This is a genomic window from Arthrobacter humicola (assembly GCF_039531445.1).
GTDB lineage: Bacteria > Actinomycetota > Actinomycetes > Actinomycetales > Micrococcaceae > Arthrobacter > Arthrobacter humicola.
On the sequence record NZ_BAAAQB010000029.1, the window covers coordinates 113,692 to 136,013 of the forward strand.

15 protein-coding genes are annotated in these 22,322 nt (G+C 66.4%); 7 read left to right on the plus strand and 8 right to left on the minus strand.

All coding sequences use genetic code 11. From position 1 onward, the window contains the following. Positions 1 to 26: 26 nt before the first annotated feature. From ABD243_RS09990 to ABD243_RS10000, 3 genes are all read right to left on the minus strand, one after another. Complete coding sequence (locus ABD243_RS09990; RefSeq protein WP_344364934.1) at positions 27 to 2,051, minus strand: penicillin-binding transpeptidase domain-containing protein; 2,025 nt, start codon at positions 2,049 to 2,051, stop codon at positions 27 to 29. 103 nt (positions 2,052 to 2,154) lie between these two features. Beyond that, complete coding sequence (locus tag ABD243_RS09995; protein ID WP_344364937.1) at positions 2,155 to 2,811, minus strand: response regulator; 657 nt, start codon at positions 2,809 to 2,811, stop codon at positions 2,155 to 2,157. Beyond that, positions 2,808 to 4,178, minus strand: coding sequence for a sensor histidine kinase (locus tag ABD243_RS10000; RefSeq protein ID WP_344364939.1), 1,371 nt, complete (start codon positions 4,176 to 4,178; stop codon positions 2,808 to 2,810). Before ABD243_RS10000 ends, ABD243_RS09995 begins: the two co-directional genes overlap by 4 nt. Positions 4,179 to 4,366: 188 nt before the next feature. Between ABD243_RS10000 and ABD243_RS10005 the strand changes: the two genes are divergently transcribed. Both ABD243_RS10005 and ABD243_RS10010 read left to right on the plus strand, forming a co-directional pair. Continuing rightward, positions 4,367 to 5,476: an FtsX-like permease family protein gene (locus ABD243_RS10005; RefSeq protein ID WP_344364941.1), complete on the plus strand. Its 1,110-nt coding sequence runs from the start codon at positions 4,367 to 4,369 to the stop codon at positions 5,474 to 5,476. A 45-nt stretch (positions 5,477 to 5,521) separates the two neighbouring features. Beyond that, positions 5,522 to 6,304 (plus strand): ABC transporter ATP-binding protein, encoded by a 783-nt coding sequence (locus ABD243_RS10010; protein ID WP_344364942.1) that lies wholly within the window; start codon positions 5,522 to 5,524, stop codon positions 6,302 to 6,304. A gap of 33 nt (positions 6,305 to 6,337) precedes the next feature. On the opposite strand, the gene ABD243_RS10015 is transcribed toward ABD243_RS10010, so the two are convergent. The 5 genes from ABD243_RS10015 to ABD243_RS10035 form a co-directional block, all read right to left on the minus strand. Next, positions 6,338 to 7,786: a phytoene desaturase family protein gene (locus ABD243_RS10015; protein WP_344364944.1), complete on the minus strand. Its 1,449-nt coding sequence runs from the start codon at positions 7,784 to 7,786 to the stop codon at positions 6,338 to 6,340. Continuing rightward, complete coding sequence (locus ABD243_RS10020) at positions 7,779 to 9,248, minus strand: glycosyltransferase family 87 protein (RefSeq protein ID WP_344365310.1); 1,470 nt, start codon at positions 9,246 to 9,248, stop codon at positions 7,779 to 7,781. The genes ABD243_RS10015 and ABD243_RS10020 overlap by 8 nt, the downstream gene beginning before the upstream one ends. A 270-nt stretch (positions 9,249 to 9,518) precedes the next feature. Next, positions 9,519 to 9,740 carry a hypothetical protein gene (locus ABD243_RS10025; protein WP_344364948.1) on the minus strand — a complete coding sequence of 74 codons (222 nt, stop codon included), beginning with the start codon at positions 9,738 to 9,740 and terminating at the stop codon, positions 9,519 to 9,521. Positions 9,741 to 10,390: 650 nt separating this feature from the next. After that, positions 10,391 to 10,975 (minus strand): histidine phosphatase family protein, encoded by a 585-nt coding sequence (locus tag ABD243_RS10030; protein ID WP_175460367.1) that lies wholly within the window; start codon positions 10,973 to 10,975, stop codon positions 10,391 to 10,393. After that, a complete protein-coding gene (locus ABD243_RS10035) occupies positions 10,976 to 12,454 on the minus strand; it encodes a CCA tRNA nucleotidyltransferase (protein WP_344364950.1) in 1,479 nt (492 codons plus the stop codon). Between the two features lie 171 nt (positions 12,455 to 12,625). Between ABD243_RS10035 and ABD243_RS10040 the strand changes: the two genes are divergently transcribed. The 5 genes from ABD243_RS10040 (at position 12,626) to trxA (ending at position 18,674) form a co-directional block, all read left to right on the plus strand. Further along, complete coding sequence (locus tag ABD243_RS10040) at positions 12,626 to 13,174, plus strand: NUDIX hydrolase (protein ID WP_344364952.1); 549 nt, start codon at positions 12,626 to 12,628, stop codon at positions 13,172 to 13,174. Between the two features lie 60 nt (positions 13,175 to 13,234). Next, positions 13,235 to 15,301 (plus strand): murein biosynthesis integral membrane protein MurJ, encoded by a 2,067-nt coding sequence (gene murJ / locus ABD243_RS10045; RefSeq protein ID WP_344364954.1) that lies wholly within the window; start codon positions 13,235 to 13,237, stop codon positions 15,299 to 15,301. A gap of 171 nt (positions 15,302 to 15,472) precedes the next feature. Next, positions 15,473 to 17,089 carry a protein kinase family protein gene (locus ABD243_RS10050; RefSeq protein ID WP_344364957.1) on the plus strand — a complete coding sequence of 539 codons (1,617 nt, stop codon included), beginning with the start codon at positions 15,473 to 15,475 and terminating at the stop codon, positions 17,087 to 17,089. 261 nt (positions 17,090 to 17,350) lie between these two features. Then, entirely contained in the window at positions 17,351 to 18,307 is a 957-nt protein-coding gene (gene trxB, locus ABD243_RS10055; protein ID WP_344364959.1) for a thioredoxin-disulfide reductase, read from the plus strand. Between the two features lie 40 nt (positions 18,308 to 18,347). Next, complete coding sequence (gene trxA, locus ABD243_RS10060; protein WP_091248528.1) at positions 18,348 to 18,674, plus strand: thioredoxin; 327 nt, start codon at positions 18,348 to 18,350, stop codon at positions 18,672 to 18,674. Positions 18,675 to 22,322: the final 3,648 nt, after the last annotated feature.

Genomic DNA, 22,322 nt, shown 5'->3' on the forward strand with positions numbered 1-22,322 from the left:
CCGCAGGACGTGAGGGAGCGGCCGGGTCAGCTGGCCCGGGTGAGGAACTCCTTGAGCAGCGGACCCGACGTGGTGGCCCCGAGGCCGCCGTCCTCCACGAAGACGGCGACGGCCAGATCACCGTGCACGGCGACGATCCAGGCGTGGGTCTTGGGCGGGGTGTCATTGCCGAACTCGGCCGTTCCGGTCTTTGCTCCGACGGGCTCGCCCGGGACGGACGCCAGGAACCCGGCGTGCCCGCTGGTCACGACGGCGCGCATCATGTCAGCCAGTGACGCCGCCTCCGCCGCAGTAATCGGCGCCCCGGCGGCCGTGGCCGGTGCCGCCGCAGCGGATGTCGTCGCGTCACCGGACGGCGGCGCTGCCGGCGCCGTGCCGGAGGCTCCGGTGCCGGCCGTGGGCGTGCTCCCGGCGCCCGGGGAAGTGACGCCCGCATTTGGATTCAGCACCAGCTGGGCCGCCACCGGGGCACCCTTGGCCACGGAGCCGGCCATGATGGCGGCGGCCAGCGGGGACAGGAGCACCTTGCCCTGGCCGATCATGGACGCGGCGTGCTCGGTGCCGGCGGCTTCACCGGGGACTGAGCCAAGGAACGCGGCCGACCCCAGCGCGGGCGCCTCGACGGCCACGCCGAGGGAGGTCGCCGCTGATTCGAGCTGCGCCTGACTCACGGAGTCCCGGGCGTTGATGAAGGCGGTGTTGCAGGAGTGCGCGAAGGCATCGCGCAGCGTCACGGAACCCAGGGAGGACGCGGGGTACCCCTCGGCGTTCTTGAAGGTGCGGCCGTCCACCGTGAGGGTGGGCGGGCAGTCCACCTTGGAGTCCGGGGTCATTCCGTTGCGGAACATGGCCAGGGAATCAACCATCTTGAAGATCGAGCCGGGGGCGTACTGGCCCAGCATTGCCGTGTCATAGCCGTTGCTGCCCGGGCCGGAAGCCGCTGCCAGGACGGCGCCGCTGGAAGGCCGAAGCGCCACGATGGCCGACGCCGGACCGACGTTGCCGAGGACGTCCTCCGCGAGCTGCTGTAACTTCGGGTCCAGGGTGGTTTTCAGCGCGGTTCCGGGCTTCATCCCGGTCCGGAAGAGCACCCGCCGCGGATCCGGGGAGGTCGCCTGGATTTCCGCGGCGGTAAGGCCGGCTTTCTGCGCGCGGATCACGATGCCGTCGGTTCCCCGCAGCTGCGCGTCATACTGCTGTTGCAGGCCTCCGTTTCCGGTGGTGTCGCCGGGCTTGAGTGCGCCGCCGGACTTTTCGATCTGCTCCGCGTTGGCCTCGGAGACGGTACCCAGCAGGGCCCGTGCAAACGTCCGGGTGGGGGCCAGCGGCAAGGTGTCCGGGATGGTTCGGGCGCCCGGGATGGCCGAGATTTGCTCGTCGGTGACGGTCCGGGCGCCGTCTTCGCGCAGGGTGATGGCCGGGACGAATGCCTCAGGACCTGTCGCGGCGACCTGCTGGGCGTAGGCGGCCGGGTCGACGCCGACGAGTTGGGCAAGGTTCGTGGCGGAGTCAGCGGGGTCCGCGCCGCCGAGTGCGGGTTTGTCGATGCCAATGTTGACCACGGGCCGGTACGTGACCAGCGGGACGTCGCCGGCGCCCAGAATGTCGGCCCGCTGCGGCGTCTGGGTGGCGCGGGTGACGACCTCCCCGTCAGCGAGGTCCGGGACAAGGATGGCCGGTTTCCATACGGTGAGCCATTTGTCGCCGGACTTCTTTAGCTGCGCGGAAACGGTATATTTCCATTCCTCCGCCCCGACCTTCCAGATGTAGTTGAGCGGAAATGTGGCCGTGTCCGCGTCGAATACAAGATCTCCGGCCTGCACGGCCGGTTTGTCCGGATCAAGTCCCTTGAAAATTTCCTTGAGCTGGTCATTTGCGGCGCCCGAGTCCTTGCCCTCAAAGGCGACGGATCCGACGTCGAGCGCGGATACTGCGGTGGCCAGCTGCTTGGCAGCATCTTGCGCGCCGGCCCGGCCGTCGCCGCAGGCGGCCAGCGAGCCGCTAAGAACAAGGCCCACAAGGGCCAGTGCAAGTTTTGGTGAGTTCCCCATGGCGACATTATGCCCCGGGCCACGGACAACGCCCTTGTCACACGAGGCAGTCACACAACGCGATCGCACCGCAGGACCGCCCAACTTCCCCGCATGACGCCGGCTAGGGCCTCCGGATGATGCGCCGCTGCGTGGCCACGGCGATTGCGGCGGTGCGGTTGTCCACGCCGAGCTTGCCGTAGATGTGGACCAGGTGGGTCTTGACCGTTGCCTCGGAGATGAAGAGCTGCTTCGCGATCGCCCGGTTTCCCATGCCCGTGGCCAGCAGTTCCAGCAACTGGATCTCGCGGGCGGACAGGGCCGGCTCCGGGTTCCGGATCCGGCCCATCAGCCGGGCGGCGACCTCGGGGGCCAGCGCCGTTCCGCCCGCGGCGGCGGACAGTACCGCCTGGCGGATCTGCTCGGGCGGGGCATCCTTGAGCATGTAGCCGCTGGCGCCGGCCTCGACGGCGGCGAGGATGTCGGCATCGGAGTCGTAGGTGGTAAGGATGAGCACCGGCGGCGCGGGCTGGCCGGTTTCTCCGGCCTTGATCCTGCCGGTGGCGGTGACCCCGTCCATGCCCGTGCCCATCTGCAGGTCCATGAGCACCACGTCCGCGGGCTCGCCCGAGGTGTGGAGCCTGGCCAGTCCGGCCAGGGCGGCGCCGCCGTCTGCTGCCTCGGCCACGACGGTGATGCCGTCCAGATCACCGAGCATGGCCCGCAGCCCGGCACGGACCACGGGGTGGTCGTCCACGAGGAACACGCGGATGTTGTTCACTGCCATCGCTCCTTGACGTGCGCGGGCCCGGCGGCGGAACGGTTGGCTTCGCCCAGGGGGAGCCGGATGGCCACCACGGTTCCCTCTCCCGGGGCGGATTCGATGTCCAACCGGCCGTGCAGGGCCGCCACGCGCTCCCGCAGCGACGTCAATCCATAGCCGGAACCGTCCGGGCGGGCGGTCAGCGCCGCGGGATCGAACCCGGTGCCGTCGTCGTAGATGTCCATGGCCACGTCCGATCCCAGGAAGGACAGGGTGACGACGGCGGTACTCGCCTTCGCATGAACCCCGACATTGGCCAGGCTCGCTTGTGCGGCGCGGAGCAGGGCGGTCTGCAGCGCTGCGGGAAGGTCCACAGGCGCACCCTCGACGTCGAGGCGGCAGGACAGGCCCGCGCCGCGGGCGGCGGCTTCCGCTTCAGTCTTTTCACACAGCCGAAGGAGACTGGCCACGAGGGAACCGTCCTCAAGATCGGGGGATTGGAGGGCCCGGACGAAGTTGCGGGCCTCTGCAAGGTTGGCGGCGGCCGTGTCCTGGACTATACGGAGCCTTTCCCGGGCCACGGCGGGTTCGCCGTCGTCCAGCGCCTTCTCGGCCGCGCGCCCCATCAGCACGATGCTCGACAGGCCCTGGGCGAGGGTGTCATGGATTTCGCGGGCGAGCCGGCCGCGCTCGGCGAGGGTGCCGGCATCGTGCTGGGTCCGGGCAAGTTCGGCGCGCGTGCGGCGGAGCTCCTCCGCCGCCTGCCGCTGGTTATCCGCCTCCAGAAACAGCGCCCGGTAGGCCAGGCCCGTGACCACAGCGAAGGCTGCGCCGAACGCCGGCCCGAGCACCATGGGCAGCTGCAGCGCCATGCCGGCCGGCTCCGCACCGTCCTGCTCCGAAGGTGCGATACCGCCGTTGTGGAACCAGAGCGCCGCAATGACCAGAAGGGTGCTTAGGGCGATCGCCGGCAGCGCCAGCCGCCGCCGGAGCACGTGCAGCTGCAGGAAGAACAGCGGAAAAGCCAGCCAGACGAAGTCGGCGCTGGTCCAGATCAGCAGGAGCCACAGGAGGCTGACACCGCCCAGCCACCAGCCGGAATAGGGCCTCGGATCGAACCGGGCACGCCCGGCGGCATGCCGCTTCTCCAGGATGGTACCCACGAGATAGAAAGCGGCGAGCAACAGGGCCAGCAGCAGGGTGATCCAGCCCGGGCCCGTAATTCCGCCGGCCACCAGCCGGACCAGCGCCACCAGGAGCAGCACAGCGAAACCGACGTGAAGGCTCACCCGCAGAACGCGCAGAATGACGGCCGCCCCGGTGGACTCGGTCTGACCGCTGTGACGTGTGCCGTCGTGGACCGTGTTGCCGGCGTCGCCCTCCATGCTTCCAGCCTAGTGCCGGGCGGGCGGGCCGCCTGCGGAAATCGGCGCGGCGACGGCGGAATCAACCATTTGGTTGATCGCAGAGCCGTCCTCACGGTGCGGCCGGTCCAGCCGGGCGGCCGATGTCCGGGAGCCGGGCGAAGGGAAGGCTGGAAGAAACGCCTCCTTCCTCACGAAAAAGGACAACCATGTATCTCGCCATCCGCGATATCCGCTTCGCCAAGGGGCGGTTTGCCCTCATGGGGGCGGTCGTCGCCCTCATCACGCTCCTGCTCGTCATGCTCTCCGGGCTCACCGCCGGACTCGGCAACCAGTCGACGTCGGCCCTCGCCGCCCTCCCGGCCGACCAGCTGGTCTTCGGCGCCCCGGCCGGGAGCGCGCCCAAGGCCTCGTTCACCGAATCCGAAGTCACGCGCGCCCAACAGGCCGAGTGGGCGGCACGCGACGGCGTCGCCCGCGCCGACGCCGTGGGAATCAGCCAAAGCCGATTCCAGGCGCTGGGCGCAGGAGGCGTACCGGCACGCACAGCCAGTGTCGCGGTCTTCGGCACCGAGCCGGGCAGCGGCCTGGCGCCCGCCGAACTGACGGAGGGAAGTGTCGCCGTCGGAGCCGTCCTGGCGCAGGAACTGGACCTCAGCGTCGGCAGCCGCGCCTCGGTGGGCGGCACCGAGCTCGTCGTGACGGCCGTCGTTCCGGAGCAGTGGTATTCGCACACCGGCGTCGTCTGGACCACGTTGGCCGACTGGCAGAACCTCGCCCACGTCCCCGACCGGGGCGCCGCAACGGTGCTCGCCGTGACGTTTGGCCCAGGAAACTCCGCCGCCGGCGCCGGCGTGGATCTTGACGCCGCCAACGCGGCGGCGGGAACCGTCAGCACCACCGTGGACGGATCCTTCCAGGCCCTCGGCTCCTACAAGAGCGAGAACGGCTCGCTCCTGCTCATGCAGGCGTTCCTGTACGGCATCTCTGCCCTCGTGATTGTCGCCTTCCTGACGGTCTGGACGGTCCAGCGCACCCGGGATATCGCCGTCCTGAAAGCGCTGGGAGGGTCCGCCCGCTACATCCTCCGGGATGCCATGGCCCAGGCGGCCCTGGTGCTGCTGGCCGGCGCCGCGGCGGGAGGCCTGGCCGGGATGGCCGGCGGGGTCCTCGCATCCCGGGCCGCCCCGTTCCTCCTCACGCCGTGGACAACGCTGCTGCCGATCGCCGGAATCGTGCTCCTGGGCCTGGCCGGGGCTGCCCTCGCCGTCCGCAGCGTTGCACGTGTGGATCCGCTCATCGCCCTCGGCGGCAACTGACCTGCCCACGCCCGGGCCCGTTATATTCCCAGAAAGGCATATCTGATGCATTCCACCCTGAACAACCCTGTCCGGAACAATACCGCCCTGAACCTTGTCAACGTCACACTGGAGTATCCTGACGGAGACGGCACCCTCAAGGCCCTGGATGATGTGAGCCTCAAGGTTCACGCGGGGGAGTTTGTCTCCTTGATTGGCCCGTCGGGGTCCGGCAAGTCGTCCCTGCTGGCCGTCGCCGCCACCCTGGTCCGGCCCTCCGCCGGCCTGGTGGTGATCGACGGACAGGATGCGGGCGGGCTCTCCGACGCCGGACGGACGGCACTGCGCCGGGACAAGATCGGCATCATCTTCCAGCAGCCCAATCTCCTGCCCTCCCTCACCGCGGTGGAACAACTGGTGATCACCCAGCGCCTCCGCGGCGGGGCCGCCCGCGCGGGGGCCGACCGCGCCGCGGGACTCCTGGAACGCGTCGGTCTCGGACAGGCCCTCGCGAAGCGGCCCCACCAGCTATCCGGCGGGCAGCGCCAGCGCGTAAACATTGCCCGGGCGCTCATGGGAAGCCCTGCGGTGTTGCTCGTAGACGAGCCGACGGCGGCCCTGGACCACGACCGCAGCGAGGCGATTGTCAGGCTGCTGCGGGAGGTTACGGACGAGTTCGGCGTGGCGACCGTCATGGTCACCCACGACACCGACTTCGTGCCGTTCACGGATGCCGTGGCAAGCATGCGCGACGGACGGCTTTCGGCCCCGCGCCCGGCCGCGGCCGTGGAAGACACGGCGACGAGTGGGGACGACGCCGCGGCCGTGGAGGTGCCGCACTTGGGATAGCGCCTCGTGTGGGCCGGGTTAACCGGGTTGGGGCTAGGGGACCCGGTGGCCGAGGTCCGGGACGCCTAGCCCGAACATGTCCTTCAGCGCATGGCTCGCCGCGTGGAAGCCGGGCATCCCGGTGACCCCGGGGCCCGGCGGGGTGGAAGACGAGCACAGGTACAGGCCGGGCAGCGGTGTCCGCCAGGGAACGCGGCTGAGCACGGGCCGGCGCAACATGCCGCGAAGGTCCATGCGGCCGGCACTGAAGTCCCCGCCGACGTAGTTCTCGTCATACGCTGCCAGCCCGGCGGCGGTCGTCACCTTGAACTGAATAACCAAGTCGCGGAATCCGGGCGCGAAGCGCTCCAGCTGCGCCATCACAGCCTCGCTCATGTCCACCGTGGAGCCCGACGGAACGTGGCAATAGGTCCAGAGGATGTGCCGGCCAGCCGGAGCGCGGCCGGCATCGAAGCGTGAGGGCTGGGAGACCAGCACGTACGGCCGGTCCGGATGCCGGCCGGACGCAACCTGGTTCTCCGCGTCGGCAGTCTCCGCCCGGGTGCCCCCCACATGGACCGTCCCGGCATCGGCAAGGCCGCCAGCCGCCCACGGAACCGGCCCGGAGAGAATGAAGTCCACCTTGCAGGCCGCGTTCCCGAAGCGGAAGGCCTTCAGGGCACGCCGGTAGCCCGCCGGGAACATGTCCCCGGCCAGGCCCAGCAGCGCGGGGGGCGCCACATCCAGCAGGGTGGCCCGGGCCGGGGGCAGCTCGGCGAGCGAACTGATCCGCTGCCCGGTCTCGATAACTCCGCCGTGGGCTTCGATGTCGGCGGTCAGCGCCCGGGCAATCGCGGCCGATCCGCCGTGCGGAACGGGCCAGCCGCCGACGTGCCCCAGGGCACCCAGCATCAGGCCGGCGCCGGCGGCGGTCACCGAGGGCAGCGGTGCCACGGCGTGCGCGGCGGCGCCGCTGAGCAGGGCCGGGGCCAGGTCCTCCCGGAACCTCGCATTCCACAGCCGCGACCCCTGTTCGAGCGTCCGGAAGCCGAATGCGGCGGCTGCCGCGGGGTGCCGCGGAATCCGCAGCAGCTGGTTCAGGGTCAGATCGGCCACTCCCTCCACCCCGCGCACGAGCGGGGCCATGAGGCGGCGGTAGGCGGCGCCGTCGCGGCCGAGTTCAGTAGCCGTGCGCTCCAGGGAGCGGTATGCCAGCGCCGCGCGGCCGCCGTCGAGCGGGGACCCGTAGGAGACGTCCGGGACCGCGAGGGTCACCCGCCGGGACAGCTCGAACCGGCGGAAGAACGGCGAGGCCAGGACCATCGGATGCACGGCCGAACAGACGTCATGGAAGTGGCCCGGTTCCATGAGTTCGGCGGTGCGCAGTCCGCCGCCGGGGGTGGGCGCGGCCTCGAACACCCGGACCTTGAGCCCGGCCCGCGCCATGGTCACCGCCGCTGCCAGCCCGTTAGGGCCGGCACCGACGACGGCGACGTCAGTCACCTGTTGCAGCCTTCTGCCACGGCAGCAGGGACGCCGCGGGTCGGCGGAGATCCAGCCGCAGCCAGTCCGGGGCGCCGTTGAAGGGGCCGCCGTGGGGATCATCCACGCGAAGCCGCCGGACGACATCCGAGGACGGATCCCAGATGTCCCAAGCGACACGAACCATCAGGTAGCCGGTGGCAAGCATGTGGGCAACCACCGCCAGGACGTAGTACGGCATATCGATGTTGTGCTGGGTGGAGCCGCCGCTGGTGGCCTGCCCGAGGTACATCCAGATGGCGCCCCAGTGCAGTGCTTCGATGGCCTGCCAGATCAGGAAGTCCCGCCAGCGGGGCCGTGCGAGGGCGATCAGCGGGATCAGCCACAAAACGAACTGGGGCGAGTAGACCTTATTCGTAAGGATGAAGGCCGCCACGATCAGGAATGCCAGTTGCGCGATCCGCGGCCGCCGCGGTGCTGTCAGGGCGAGTACCGCGATCAGGACGCAGGCCACGAGGAACAGGTCCAATGCGAGGGAGTTGATGGCTTCGGCCTGAAGCTGGTTCCAGCCCAGGCGGCCGGCCACCAGGTTGAAGGCAAACCACGGTGAGCTGTAGCCGGCCGGACGCTCCTGCGTGAATTGGTAGAAGTATTTCCAGCCGTCCGGATTCGCGGCGGCCACGGGAACGTTGACCACCAGCCAGGCTGCGATCGCGGCACCGGCAGTGATCATGAGCGCCCGGATGCGCCCGGTCCGCAGTGCAAGCAGCAGGACGGCGCCGAGAATCAACACCGGGTAGAGCTTGGTGGCCGTGCCCAGGCCGATGAAGACTCCGGCGAGGATCAGCTTGTTGCGGGAAAAGAAATACATGCCAAGGGCCAGCAGGCACACTGCCCACATGTCCCAGTTGATGACGCCCGCCAGGACTATGCCGGGGGCCAGGGCAACCATCGCCGCGTCCCAGGACCGCCGCCGGTTCGTCCGTGCCGTGGCCAGGACCGTGATGATCCAGACGGCGGCGATCAGGGTGGCGTTGACGTCGAAGTACCCCAGGACCCTCGGGTTCCCCGTACCGGCGCCGGGCACCAGGAGCGCCGTGGCGCCTGCGATGAGTCCCATCAGCACGGGGTACTCAAAGAGAGCCCCCTGGGTGATGAACGGGAAAGCGCCGTCGCCAAGGCCCCGATTGCGGAACAGCTCCGGAAAATCCGAGTAGCACGTGGCGTAGAACTGTCCGGGGGTTTCCCAGCCGTTGGTGCGGCAGTAGTTCTTGAGGACAATGCCGGTCATGGCGGCGATGACGGTGAGGATCACGAGCACGCGGTCCACCGTGAAGAATCCGGGCGAAACGATCCCGGGCGCCGAGCGGTGCCCCAACGGGCCGCCTACCAGTTCCGTGAAGTTTCGGAGAAAAGGGTCGCTGCGGCTCGGGATGACCAATCGGACCCGTTTGCGGTGTTCCGGCGCCTTTGTCTCCTGCATGACCTTGAGCTTACCGGGGGCCGTTGCCGCTCGCCGCGCTCCGGCCCGGCCGGCACGTCGGTTCACTGCCAGAGCCGCGCCGGAGGCGCCCGCGGAGGGGCTTAAATGAGGGAGCCCGTGCGTCGCCGCACGGGCTCCCCGGGGTTCGGTTCCGATGTCAGCCATCAGCTCCTCCTTCGCTGCAGACAGTCCTGCCGGTCCGTGATTTCATCCCGGCGATTTCATCCCTGTACGGGACCGCGGCGGAAGCGTCCGGTCTTCATCGGGGGGTCAGCGGAAGAGGCCGGCCTGGTGAATGGCGAGGAAGACGTCGTCGCGCTTCTGGTCAAGGAGTTGCCCGTTGAAGCGTGTTGACTCCTTGCGGGTCGGCTTCCTGGTCAGAAACAGGGCCTTGTAGAGCTTGGTCATCATGGTGGTCACCTCCTCTCGAGGCTTGATCGGTGCGGCCGCGCGGCGGGTGCGGCGGACTGGGGCGGTGGTTGCTGTGGTCACGGAGACCCTTCGGTCGGGGAACCGCCGGCCGGCCGGGGCGCCACGGAAATGGCCGGGCCAAACGGACGGGCGGCAGTTATTGGGCACAACAAATAAAGCCATATGTGCATTGAATTCGAATAGCACCGTCCGGACACAACAATTAAGCGTGAAATTCCGGAGCTTTAATTTGAGTCGGAATTCCCCGGGTGCGGAGAGATATTCGATGGAGAATGGCCCTGGACGCGGTGGTGCCGCAACCCCAACAAGAAGCTGGGTTCCGAACTATGGGGGCGCTGCGCAACCGCGTGGTTCCGCCTGTTCAGGCTGAGGTCAAAAGGCTTCCCCTCAGGGAAGCCCGCTGCCGCCGTCCCCAGGCTGCGTTACCTGGGAGGGATGGGCGGTTAGGAGACGGTCAGTCCAAAATTTGGGCGCGGTACAGCGAACGAGGCCGGGGTGGCGGTGGTGGAGTACATCCATCCGCTAGTCAAAGTAATCATCATTTTCCCAACCTCCTTTTCTGTCCTGCCGTGGCTCCGGCTGACTGGCCGGGCGACGTGCGCCGTGACCCTGGCAAGTCGCTCTGGGGTCATGAATAAAAATACACTACGAATACGGCAGTTGCCTACCGAATTCATAAAGTTTTTTGAAGTTTATTTTGTTAAGTGAATTTAGAGGCCCCAGCGCACGATTGCCGGCGTCTTCTTATCCCATCCCAGCGTGCACACTTTGGCGGTCCCCAACACGAAATGCCGTCCCTCGTGGGGGTCCAGTCCGAGCCAGCGGGCGGTCAGGATTCGGGAGAAGTGTCCGTGCGCGACGATCAGCACGTTATCCAGGCCCGATTCCAGCACGCGGGCCACGATCTTGTCCGCGCGGGCGGCGACGTCGTCGAGCGCCTCTCCGTTGGGGACGCCGTGCGTCCAGATCAGGTAGTCGGGGTTGTCCTTGCGGATGAGGTCCGAGCTGATGCCCTCGTAGTCGCCGTAGTCCCATTCGACCGCCAGCGGCTCCAGCTGGGCGTCGGGGTAGCCGGCGAGTTCGGCGGTCCGGCGCGCCCGGCGCAGCGGCGAGGTAAGCACGAGGTCAAAGTCGACAGTCTCGAGCACCCTGCGCGCCTCCACGGCCTGCTGCTCGCCTTCCACCGTGAGGGGCATGTCGGTGAGCCCGGTGTACTGACCGCTTTTGGACCACTCGGTTTCCCCGTGCCGCAGGATCCACAGTTGGGGGCGGGGGCCGTTGGAAGGTGCAATCACTTAGGACTCCTCGGTGGTGGAAGGTTCGGCGCCGGCGGGCGCCGCCTCGGGCTGGGCCGCCCACCATTCCCGCAAGCGGGATTCGGCGACGGCGGGATCGAGCGGACCGTGCTCCATGCGTTCTTCCAGCAGGAATTTGTAGGCGCGTCCCACGACCGGGCCGGGCCTGAGCCCGAGCAGGGCCATGATCTGGCCGCCGTCCAGGTCCGGGCGGACGGCGTCGAGGGATTCCTGTTCCCGCAGCGCCGCAATCCTGTCCTCGAGGTCGTCGTAGGCGAAGGACAGCCGGTCCGCCTTGCGCTGGTTCCGGGTGGTGACGTCGGAGCGGGTGAGCCGGTGCAGGCGTTCCAGCAGGGGCCCGGCGTCGGTGACATAGCGGCGGACGGCGGAATCGCTCCAGCCGGCCTCGCCGTAGCCGTAGAAGCGCATGTGCAGCTCGACGAGCCTGGCGACGGCCTTGATGGTGTCGTTGTCGAAGCGGAGCGCCTTCATGCGCTTGGCGGTCAGCTTGGCGCCCACCATGTCGTGGTGGCGGAAGCTCACGGCGCCGCCCGGTTCAAAACGGCGGGTGGCCGGTTTTCCGACGTCGTGCATGAGAGCGGCGAACCGCAGCACAAAATCCGGGCCGGGAACCGGGCCGTCTGTCCCCGTCTCCAAGGCTGCGGCCTGTTCCAGCACCTGGAGCGAGTGCTGGTAGACGTCCTTGTGGCGGTGGTGTTCGTCCGATTCAAGGCGCAGGGCCGCGACTTCAGGCAGCACGAGGTCGGCGAGTCCGGTGTCCACCAGCAGGTCCACGCCGGCCCGCGGGTGTGCCGCGCAAATGAGCTTGGTCAGTTCATCACGCACACGCTCGGCCGAGATGATGCTGATCCGCTCCGCCATCCGGGCCATCGCCTCGCGGACGTCCGGGTGCACCGAGACTCCGAGCTGGGCCGCGAACCTGGCGGCGCGCATCATGCGCAAGGGGTCGTCGGAGAAGGACGTTTCCGGCGGTCCCGGTGTGTTGAGGACGGAGGCGTGCAGGTCGCGGACGCCGCCGAACGGATCCACGAGCTCCAGCATGGGCAGCCGCAGCGCCATGGCGTTGATCGTGAAGTCCCGCCGCAGCAGGTCATCCGTGAGCGACGTTCCGAAGGCCACCACGGGCTTCCGGGATTCAGGATCGTAGGCGTCGGCCCGGTAGGTGGTGATTTCAATCTGGAAATCGCCCTTGCGCATTCCGATGGTGCCGAAGGCGCGCCCGATCTCCCAGTAGTTGTCTGCCCATTTCTTGATCAGGGCGACGGTCTGGTCCGGCGTGGCGTCGGTAGTGAAGTCCAGGTCGGGGGAGATCCGGCCGAGAAACAGGTCACGGACGGGCCCTCCCACGAGCGACAGCTCGTGGCCGGCGTCGACGAAACGCTGCCCAAGCTCCAGAACCACCGGATCCACCTGGAAGGCAACGGTGTGGGAGTCAGTCTTGTGATGTGCGTGCGCCATAGTTACTTAAGCTTGTCAGAAATCCGCGCCAGCACCACACCGGAGCCTTCCGGGATCCGGCTGGTTCGTCACGATTGCGGACGAAGCACCGCAAGCCCAGTTTTCCGGCAGTCCATTTTCCGGCCATGTTTAGGTCATCAACAGCGGGCAAGAGTCGTTAGAGTGGACATCATGGCCCATCCCGTACCGAGCGCTCCCGGCAGGAGGACAAACGCACCGTTGCCGTCGGCAATAGGTGCCAATGTCGCGCCCGTCCAGCACTCGGGCCAGGCTTCCCTTCCCACAGTGGAGGAAATCTCCGCCGGCGGCGTCGTGGTGGACATGTCCGACGCCGAACTCCGGGTCGCGATTATCGCCCGCCTCAACCGCGGCGGCCGGCTCGAGTGGTGCCTGCCGAAAGGGCACCCGGAAGGCAAGGAAAGCAACGAGGAAGCTGCCATCCGCGAGATCGCCGAGGAAACCGGGATCGAAGGGAAAATTCTGGCGCCGCTGGGTAGCATCGACTACTGGTTCACCGTGAGCGGGCACCGTGTCCACAAGACTGTGCACCACTACCTCCTGCGCGCCACGGGCGGGGAACTGACCATAGAAAACGATCCGGACAAGGAAGCGGTGGACGTCGCCTGGGTTCCCATCCAGGAACTGGCGCGCAAGCTGTCCTTCCCTAATGAGCGCCGCATCGCGGATCTGGCCAAGGAAGTCCTCCCGGCGGACCGCTGAGGTCCCCGAGCGGCCGGTCACGGCCCCGGATAGCGACTAATGCCCCGCGCGGGTGAGACGATGAAGACGATGTCATCAGCCAAACCCGCCCCCGTTCCCTCCGGCCCCGCCGATTCCAAAGCTGTCCAGTCCGGAGAAGCCCGTTCCAGCGCCATCATGGCCGCGGGAACGCTCGTTTCGCGTTTTCTGGGCTTCGCCAAGACGTGGATGCTGGCGGCCGCCCTGGGTCTGGGTTCCACCGTCAATGACACCTTCATCAACGCCAACAATCTCCCCAACCTGATCTTCCTGCTGGTGGCGGGCGGGGTCTTCAACGCTGTTCTGGTGCCGCAGATCATCAAGGCCAGCAAGGCGCCGGACAAGGGAGCGGACTATATCAGCCGGCTGCTGACCCTGGCGGTGCTGGTGCTGCTGGTCCTCACGCTGGCGATCACGCTGCTGGCGCCGTCGGTCATTCAACTGACCACCCAGGGCTACTCGCCGCAGCAGAAGGCCCTCGCGGTGTCATTCGCGTTCTGGTGCCTCCCGCAGATCTTCTTTTACGGCCTGTACGCCCTGCTCACCCAGGTCCTCAACGCGCACGGCGCCTTCGGGCCCGCGATGTGGGCGCCGATCGTTAACAACATCGTGGCGATCGCCGGGCTGGGCATGTTCATCGCCATCATGGGGGCGAACGCCGTCAACCCCCACACGGTCGACAACTGGGGGTCCTCCCAGACCTTGCTGGTGGCCGGGTTCTCCACTATCGGCGTCGTCGCGCAGACCGCCATCCTGCTCATTCCCGTGTTCCGGCTGCGCCTGGGCCTGCGGCCGCGCTTTGGCTGGCGCGGGGTCGGGCTGGGCCATGCCGCGAAGCTGAGCGTCTGGACCCTGGCGACGGCCGCCGTCGGGCAGTTGGCGTTCCTTTACGTCATGCGCATCGCAACGATTCCGGGCGGGGAACGGCTCCGCCTGGCACAGGCCGGGGACCCCGCGGCGGAAAGCATCCCGGGCAACGCCGTGCTGGAGGTGGCCAGCCAGCTGTATCTGCTGCCGCACTCCATCATTGCGCTGTCCCTTGCCACGGTGTTGTTCAACCGGATGACCCGGGCGTCGCAGGACGGCGACCGGGCTGCGCTCCGCAGCGCGCTCTCCCACGGGCTGCGGACCATGGCCGTGGCAACCGTCTTCGGCGCGCTGGCGCTCTTCGCGTTGGCCGGGCCGCTGGGCATGTTCTTCTCCGGCGGGGTGCGTCAGGACGGCGTCATGCTGGCCCAAACGCTCACCATCCTGGCTCTCAGCACCCCCTTCATGAGCGCCAACTTCATGATGTCGCGGGTCTTCTACGCCAACGAGGACGCCCGGACACCCTTCTTCATCCAGCTGGTCCTGGCGCTGGTCAACGTGGTGGCCGCGTTCGTGATCCAGTTCCTGCCGTTTGATCAGATCATCTTCGCCATCGCCATCCTCTATACCGGCGGCAATATCCTCTCGGTGATCGTCAGCGCGATCTTCCTGCGCCGGCTCCTGGGCCATCTGGACGGCCCCCGCATCGCCAGCTCCTACATCCGCATGGGCTACGCGGCCCTGGGGTCCGCCCTGGCCGGAGCCGTGGCCCTGTGGCTGCTGGGCAGTTACAACCCGGACGGCTTCGCCTGGAGCGACCGGATCGCCGCTCTGGTGACGATCGTCGTCGTCGGCCCCGTCATGCTGGCCGTATACTTCCTGTTGCTGAAAATGTTCCGTGTGACCGAGCTCCAGGACCTCCTGCAGCCGCTCCTTGGACGGCTCCGGCGCCGGGCAGCCCCGGCAGAGCAGGGCACCGAGCCCCGCGCCCAAGGGGCGGCGGAGGTGCGGAGGGTGCCGGAGCGGGCCACCGTCTCGGTGGACACCGGCCTGATTCCGCGAATTTCCGGCGAGTTCGATGCCGCGTCCTTCCGGGCCGGTCCCGACATCACGGATGAAGATACGTTCCCCTACAGCCGCCAAGCCGGTCCGGAAGGCGGCTACCTGCCGGCCGAAGACCTGCCCAGCACCGCGCAAGGCGGTTTGGGCCGGGGCGACGTTCCCCTGCCGGGGCGCCGGACCTATCAGGGACCGGCCGGTCACAACCCCTATTTCCCGTTCAACCGGAAAAAGAAAAAATGAGCCCGGCTCCGTTTCAAACCGCCGTGCTCACGCGGCCCGGACAGAGCATCGGCTAGGATCGAAGACTAACAAGGGGAGTTGCGGACCAGCGGTCAACCGGCTTGCCGGAGGGCACAGGGTCGCTCACAGAGTGACCACGTCGGCAGGTCCCGGACAGTCTAGGAGGAGCCCGTGTCCCACCCGATCGATGTCGGATCAGTACTCGGTGGCCGCTACAAGGTCACTGCCACTGTACTGACCTCACATGACCAGGATCTGGTGCTGGACGGTGTGGACCAGGTGCTCAACCGTCCCGTGAGCATCCTCGTCGCCGGGCCGGGCAACGCCGAGCAGGTGGCCCAGAGCGCCCGCGAAGTCGCCACGGGCGAACGGCCGGGCAGCGTTCAGATCCTTGACCTCGGCGTCAGCGATGCCACCACGTATCTGATCACCAACCACACCTCCGCGGCGGATCTGCTGGACCTTGTGGTGTCCTCCAACCCGCCGTACATCGAGCCCTTCTTCACCGATACCCTGGGCAGCGAGATCTTCGGGCAGGCACGCTCCCACGAACCCGAAACGTATGACGGACTCTACGACGACGAGGAAGTCGACGCCGGGTACATCAATTACGGGCACACCCAGCCGGTCGCAGGACACCAGCCGGCGCCCCCGGCCGCCCCGGCCGCCGGAATGCCGTCCCGCCCCGCGTCCACACCCTCGTCCGGCGCTGCAGCCGCCGGAGCCGCGGCCGCGGCCGCGGCCGCCAGGGCTCCCAAGGCCCCAAAGACTGCGCCGCAGGAGACTGCTGCACACCACGCCAAAGAAACAACGGCGCCCCAGCCCGTCCAGGAGAGCGCAGCTCCCCGCCCGGCCGAGCCGGCAGCGCCGCAGCCCCCAACTGCCGCGGCTCCCAAGGTCTCCTTGTGGTCCGACGACGACTACGCCGGTACCGATCAGCAGGGCAACGGAATTCAGCAAGGCGTCGAAGACCACCAAGACAGCGGTGACCACCGCGGCGCCGCCGCAGCCGCCTCCGCCGGACTGGCCGGAACCGGATTCAACAGCGCGGACCGCGCTCCTGGCAACTTCCCCGCCTCCGCCCGGTCCGCCGTGGACGAGGACGAGTACGTGGAGTACGACGACGAGCCGCGCCGGGAGCCTCGCTCCATGCGGTGGCTGGTTGGCGGCCTACTGGCTGTCGTCCTGGTGGTGGTCCTCATCTTTGCGGTCACCAATCTCGGCAGCCTTTTCAAGAGCAGCCCCCAGTCGAACGCCGGGTCCTCCTCCTCGTCGTCGACCAGCGCGCCGGAACAGTCAACGGGACAACCTTCGTCGACCGCCAGCGAGGCGCCCGCGGCCGGGCCGCCCGTCATTCAGGACGTGACGCGACTGGGCAACTTCGACTTCGCCGGTAACTACGACTCCGACCTCGTGAAAACCTTCGACGGGAACGGCGCGAGTTACTGGTCCGACATGGAATTCGCCACGGAGGACTGGGGTGGCCTTGCCTCCGAAGTTCCGCTCGTCGTCAAGCTGAAGGGCCCTTCCAAGGTCTCTTCCGTCACTCTGAGCCAGCTTGGTGCGTCCGGCGGCAACATCAGCGTCTACACCAACGACCGTCCTTCCCTGGATGGCGCGAAGCAGGTCGGCAGCAACAGCTTCACCTCGCCGGACCTGACGATGCCGCTGCCGGAACCGGTCACGGCGCAATACGTGATCGTGTCCATCAAGACGCTTCCCAAGCTCGCCGCTCCCAAGACCCGTTATGGCTACGGTCTCCGCCTGGCCGAGATCAAGGTGCAGTAACGGACACCGTGCACTAGCGGGTGCAGTGCGCTAGCGGACGCAGTGCACTAGGGGACACCGTTCGCTAGGGCACACCGTGCAGTAGCGGGCCTGTCATCCGGGCGCCTTCTCCGGCCTCGACCTCGCCAAACCGGTACCCTGAGTAGTGGCGTCGCTCCGTGACGCCCATGTCGGCCGGAATATTCAATGCCCGGCAATAGTTGTGCCATGTGGCCGGCCATCGAGGCGGGCGCATCGACAAAGGAAGAGGTTCACCGTTCAGTGAGCAACGCAGAAAACACTGCCTCCGAAGTACGTGATGTCATCATCGTCGGCTCCGGCCCGGCGGGCTACACCGCAGCGGTGTACACGGCGCGCGCGAACCTGAAGCCGCTGCTCCTGGCAGGCTCGGTCACCGCCGGCGGCGAACTGATGAACACCACGGACGTGGAGAACTACCCTGGATTCCCCGAAGGCATCATGGGTCCGGACCTCATGGAGAACTTCGAGAAGCAGGCTGCCCGCTTCGGCACGGAGATCCAGTTCGAGGACGTCACCGAACTGGACCTCGATGGCGAGATCAAGACGGTGACCATCGGCACGGGGGAGACCTTCAAGACCCGTTCCATCATCCTTTCCACCGGCTCCGCCTACCGCGAGCTCGGACTGCCAAACGAGAAGCGGCTGTCCGGCCACGGCGTTAGTTGGTGTGCAACCTGCGACGGTTTCTTCTTCAAGGATCAGGACATCGCGGTCATCGGCGGCGGCGACTCCGCCATGGAAGAGGCGCTGTTCCTCACCAAGTTCGCCAAGTCCGTCACTGTGGTGCACCGCCGCGACGCCCTCCGCGCTTCAAAGATCATGGCCGACCGTGCCCTGGCCCACGAGAAGATCAACTTCGTGTGGAACACCGCCGTCGAAGACGTCCTTGGACAGGACAAAGTCACCGGATTGCGGTTGAAGAACCTGGTAGACGGCACGGAAACTGAACTGGCCGTGACAGGCGTGTTCGTGGCAATCGGCAATGACCCCCGAACGGACCTCGTCAAGGGCAAGCTCGAGTTGACCGCAGAGGGAACTATCGCCGTCGACGGCCGCACCTCGAAGACCAGCATCCAGGGTGTTTTCGCTGCCGGCGACGTCATTGACCCGACCTACCGCCAGGCCATCACCGCCTCGGGTTCCGGCTGTGTGGCGGCTCTTGACGTCGAGCACTACCTGGCAGATTTTCACGCCTAAGACGGCGCGCAGCAACCAACCGAAGAGAGAGACAAAGGTCATGAGCAACGCAAAAGACGTAACAGACGCCAGCTTCAGCACCGACGTACTGGCCTCCGACAAGCCGGTCATTGTGGACTTCTGGGCCGAATGGTGCGGCCCCTGCCGCAAACTCGGCCCGATTCTCGACGAGATCTCTGTGGAGTACAGCGAAAAGGTTGATGTAGTCAAGGTAAACGTTGACGACAACCCGGCCATCGCCGCCGAGTACGGCATCACGTCAATCCCGGCTGTCTACCTGTTCCAGGGCGGCGAGGTCAAGAGCACCGTCATCGGCGCCCGACCCAAGCAGTTCTTCGAGAAGGAATTCGCGGACGTCCTGTCCTGATTCCGGCTCGGCTTCACCGGTAGTTTCGCAACTAGCTTCTTGAGGGACTTGCTGAGGCCCGAGCAGCTCGGGGCGTAGTGTCCGGTTGGCTCGTGGTGACCCCCGCTTCTGGCGGGGGTCACTTTTTTGCCCGGGTGCCGGTCACGGCTCTGGTCGCTTGCCATGGCTGCCTCTGGCCGAGGGGAGTGGGCTCGGAGGGACGAGTGGGTGCGCCCGGCCGATTGGGATGTTCTCGATTGAGAGAGGCGTCCTCGTTGAGGTGTCATCAGTCTTATTGAGTTGCCCAATTCTTTGGTTTTTCAAGAAGCGGGCCCTCCTCACCAGCGCTCGGCAAACCGTGATCGAGCGGGGTCCGGTGGCGGAATTTCAGCCCATCACCGGCCACGCGAATTCTTGGAAACCGGCATTTCGGGGAATGTCGACGGGCCTCTTGGGAATGCACCTGCGTTTCACGTGAAACATTGGCTGCTCGCGTGCCGGCGCGTGGCCATCGCATACTCCCTAGTGGCTCCGTCTAGAGCGTCCTATACATTCACCGATCGCAACAGGCGATTCTGCCAAATTTCGAGCCACTCGGGACCCGGAACGGAAGCTCGCCAGGAGCGCGGCTGTTTCACGTGAAACGTCGAGTGCCCGCAAGAGGCTCCGGGTTGATCATCATGGCTGGGTTATGCCCACGGCCCGCATTCCACGAACTGCGATGTGATGAATATGGATGATGGCATTGAACCTCGCCGAGGTTGGGCCAGCACCGGTTGAGCGTTATTTGCTCGTAGATGCGCCGCGGGGAAGGTGTACTGAACGGCAGTGCGCCCGCTTCGGCAGTAGGGCCACAACGTAGCCCTGACGGAGGCACAGCCCGCTCGTCAGGTGCTGCCCGCACAAGCCGTGGTGCTAGGTACGGCGCCGGCGCCCCGCAGGCGAGTTCATCAGCCGTGATGACCCTCCTGGCCACCGCAAGCCCGCCGCCGCCCCTTCAATCGGTGCTGCCCTATCAGCCGGCGCTGACTGTGTTTCACGTGAAACATCCGTGAGGAAGGATTCAGTCTCTAGACGCAGGCCGTTCCGCCGTTCTATTCAAAGGGCCGAACCCATCCGAGCGTATGGTCTGGACCGAATAGAGGCGCCAAGCTAAGAAGGGCAGGCGTCATGTTTCACGTGAAACAACTAAGAAGAACATCGACACCCATGCATAAGTGATTGTGCACTATTAGTTACACTCTCGTCTGCCCCTTTCATCCGTGCGCTGAAGTTCGCCGGGGCCGTGCTTGTCGTCGTCTGTCTTTCGCCGTCTGACACACTCATGAAAGCGTCGAGAATTCAGACTCCCTGTCGGCCGGGCTCCGACGGGATGGGGGACAGGGGTCTCTGAAGCACCTGGAGTACTCGCTGAATCCCGGTTGGCCCTCATCCAGCCCTAGCCTGATTGGCCCCGGTCCGAGAGTCCACGCGAAGCCGTGACTACAAGTCACCCTGTTGGCGGCGCACTGGTCTTTCCACATTGTTCCCTAACGGCCCGGCGGCCTTGGCGTCGCCGTTTCACGTGAAACATTCTGCACACACCGCGCGACAGGCTGACTCAGGCCGGGCGGCAGCGCCCGGTGACGCGCAACGTCGCGGCCGCGAATATCGCGGTCTCAGACTTGCCGGCCACGCAAGGGAGGAACCAATCCCGAACAGGGGACAACGGGGGAGCGATTCAGCTCCGAGACGATACCTCAGCAACGCCTCCGCCGCCTACGTCGCCCCAGCGGTGGCAGACGTACCCCCGAGCCGGCCCGCGAGACTCGTCGCGTACAATCCCCCGATTGGCTCCTCAGGAGCCGAAGGGACCGAGGACGTGAAGCCCGGTTCCCATGCCACGAAGAACGCCAGGGCAAAAGAGCGAACCGCAACAGGGCGTAAGCCATTTAGCCGCAAACTCCGATCGGGGCCCAGTTCGCTCAGTCGCAAGGACTCGTCAACCCACCCTCGGTACTGGCCCGGGGCCGGATTCCTAAGTGGTTCTCGCCGGCGCCAGCGAGTCCTCGCTTCCGGCCCGTTCAGGCGTGGACCTCAGCCCGATGGTACTCCCTTCAGTTCAGGACAAGACTCTACGAGCAGGCACTGCGCAGTGCTTTACTCATCTCACGCCGCGTGCATCCCAGCGCCCTTCAATGCCCCCTGGGCTCCCCGTAATCGGCACTCCACATGCTTGGCTAGCAACGATAACCAGCCTCGCGAGTCTGATGAGGAACCCGACGATGCGATAGCCCGCGCAGCGCGAGGTCCCCACGTGCCGTGCTCCGACCCACAGGGGAGGGTTCGCTCCATCCTGGATTCCGCACTACTGACTCGGCGAATTGGGGCCGGCTCGAATCCATGTTGAAGATTTCCACGGCCTCTCGAGGCGTCACGAATCCTCTGTCGACTTACGACGTGAGACTCCATCAGTGTCACTTGGAGTGTGTCCGGGCGCCGTCAGTAATCCATCCAATAGCCTTCGGCGGGGTTGGTGACGGCCCGCACTGGTGCCACCAGTCAACGTCCACAGACCCTCCGCGGCTGGCTCGGATCGGCGACAAGCGGGAGCAGCGACTGCCCTCTTGTGGGATGACCGGTTCCTCCGGCCAGTGATCTGCTCTGTCTCCTCGTCTGTCTCCACCAGGTTCTCCACAGAAGTTATTCACATGGTTATCCACAGGTGCTGAGAGATTATTCACACCGCATGATGCACACCACAGAGCCGGGTCGAAATCCGAACACGCAATGACGCCTGCGGCATCTCGGGCTTGATAATGGTCTTCGCGGAGCCGGACGGCTGGCTCTTGTCACAGTCAAGAAGTGCCCACCAGAAATGGCCAAAATCCTTGGAAAATTAACCATTCCACTGCGAATAGATAGGTGCGGCGTGGTGCCTTAAGCATCCCGACCATGGACGGAGATTTTGTTTCACGTGAAACTCTTCTCCACGATCCTGGCCAAGCAACGGCGCCGGACAGCCGCTGCCGCCTCACCTTCATCCACTCTGGCGGACGGGATTCCTCGCAGACTAATCCACAAAGTTATCCACAGTTATATCCACCGATGTATCCACTGTGGATTGGGAGTGTCTGCTGTCTCCGTGGGACCCCTTAGATCATCTGGGGAGTGCCCCACGTCGACAAACCATCCAGCTGGTGCCTGACGGCTGATTCGCCAGTAGCGCTATAGCTCCAGACCACAGCGTCGGTGAAATCACGATCCGCCGACGCCACTCCCCACCCGGTTACGCCTCCGTGCGACACCGATGGCCAGCCCCCCAGGAGGTGCGCCTCCTTGCATTTAGCCGCGCCATCGAAGAAGAAGCCGTGGAACCAACGTGAACGGCCACGGGCGGAATAGTTCGCCTGACGAGCTACGGATTCCTTCCCCGCTCCGTCTGTTGACGCCGTCCAATATTGTCGCTCGAAGCTCGCATGCCGGACAGGAACTCGTTCTCTGCCTCTCTGGTCTGTACCGGTCTTCGAGAGCGGCAGCCCTGCCAAGGGCTACCTTTGACCGCACACAACGGAGACAGAGCGGGTAGCGTCGGCGTGACCGCCAGGCCAGAGCCGAGGGCTGGCCAAAGGAAGAATTGGTGCAACGGGCCTACTACCGCCAGCGGCGGGGGGAGTGCGATGGGCGTCA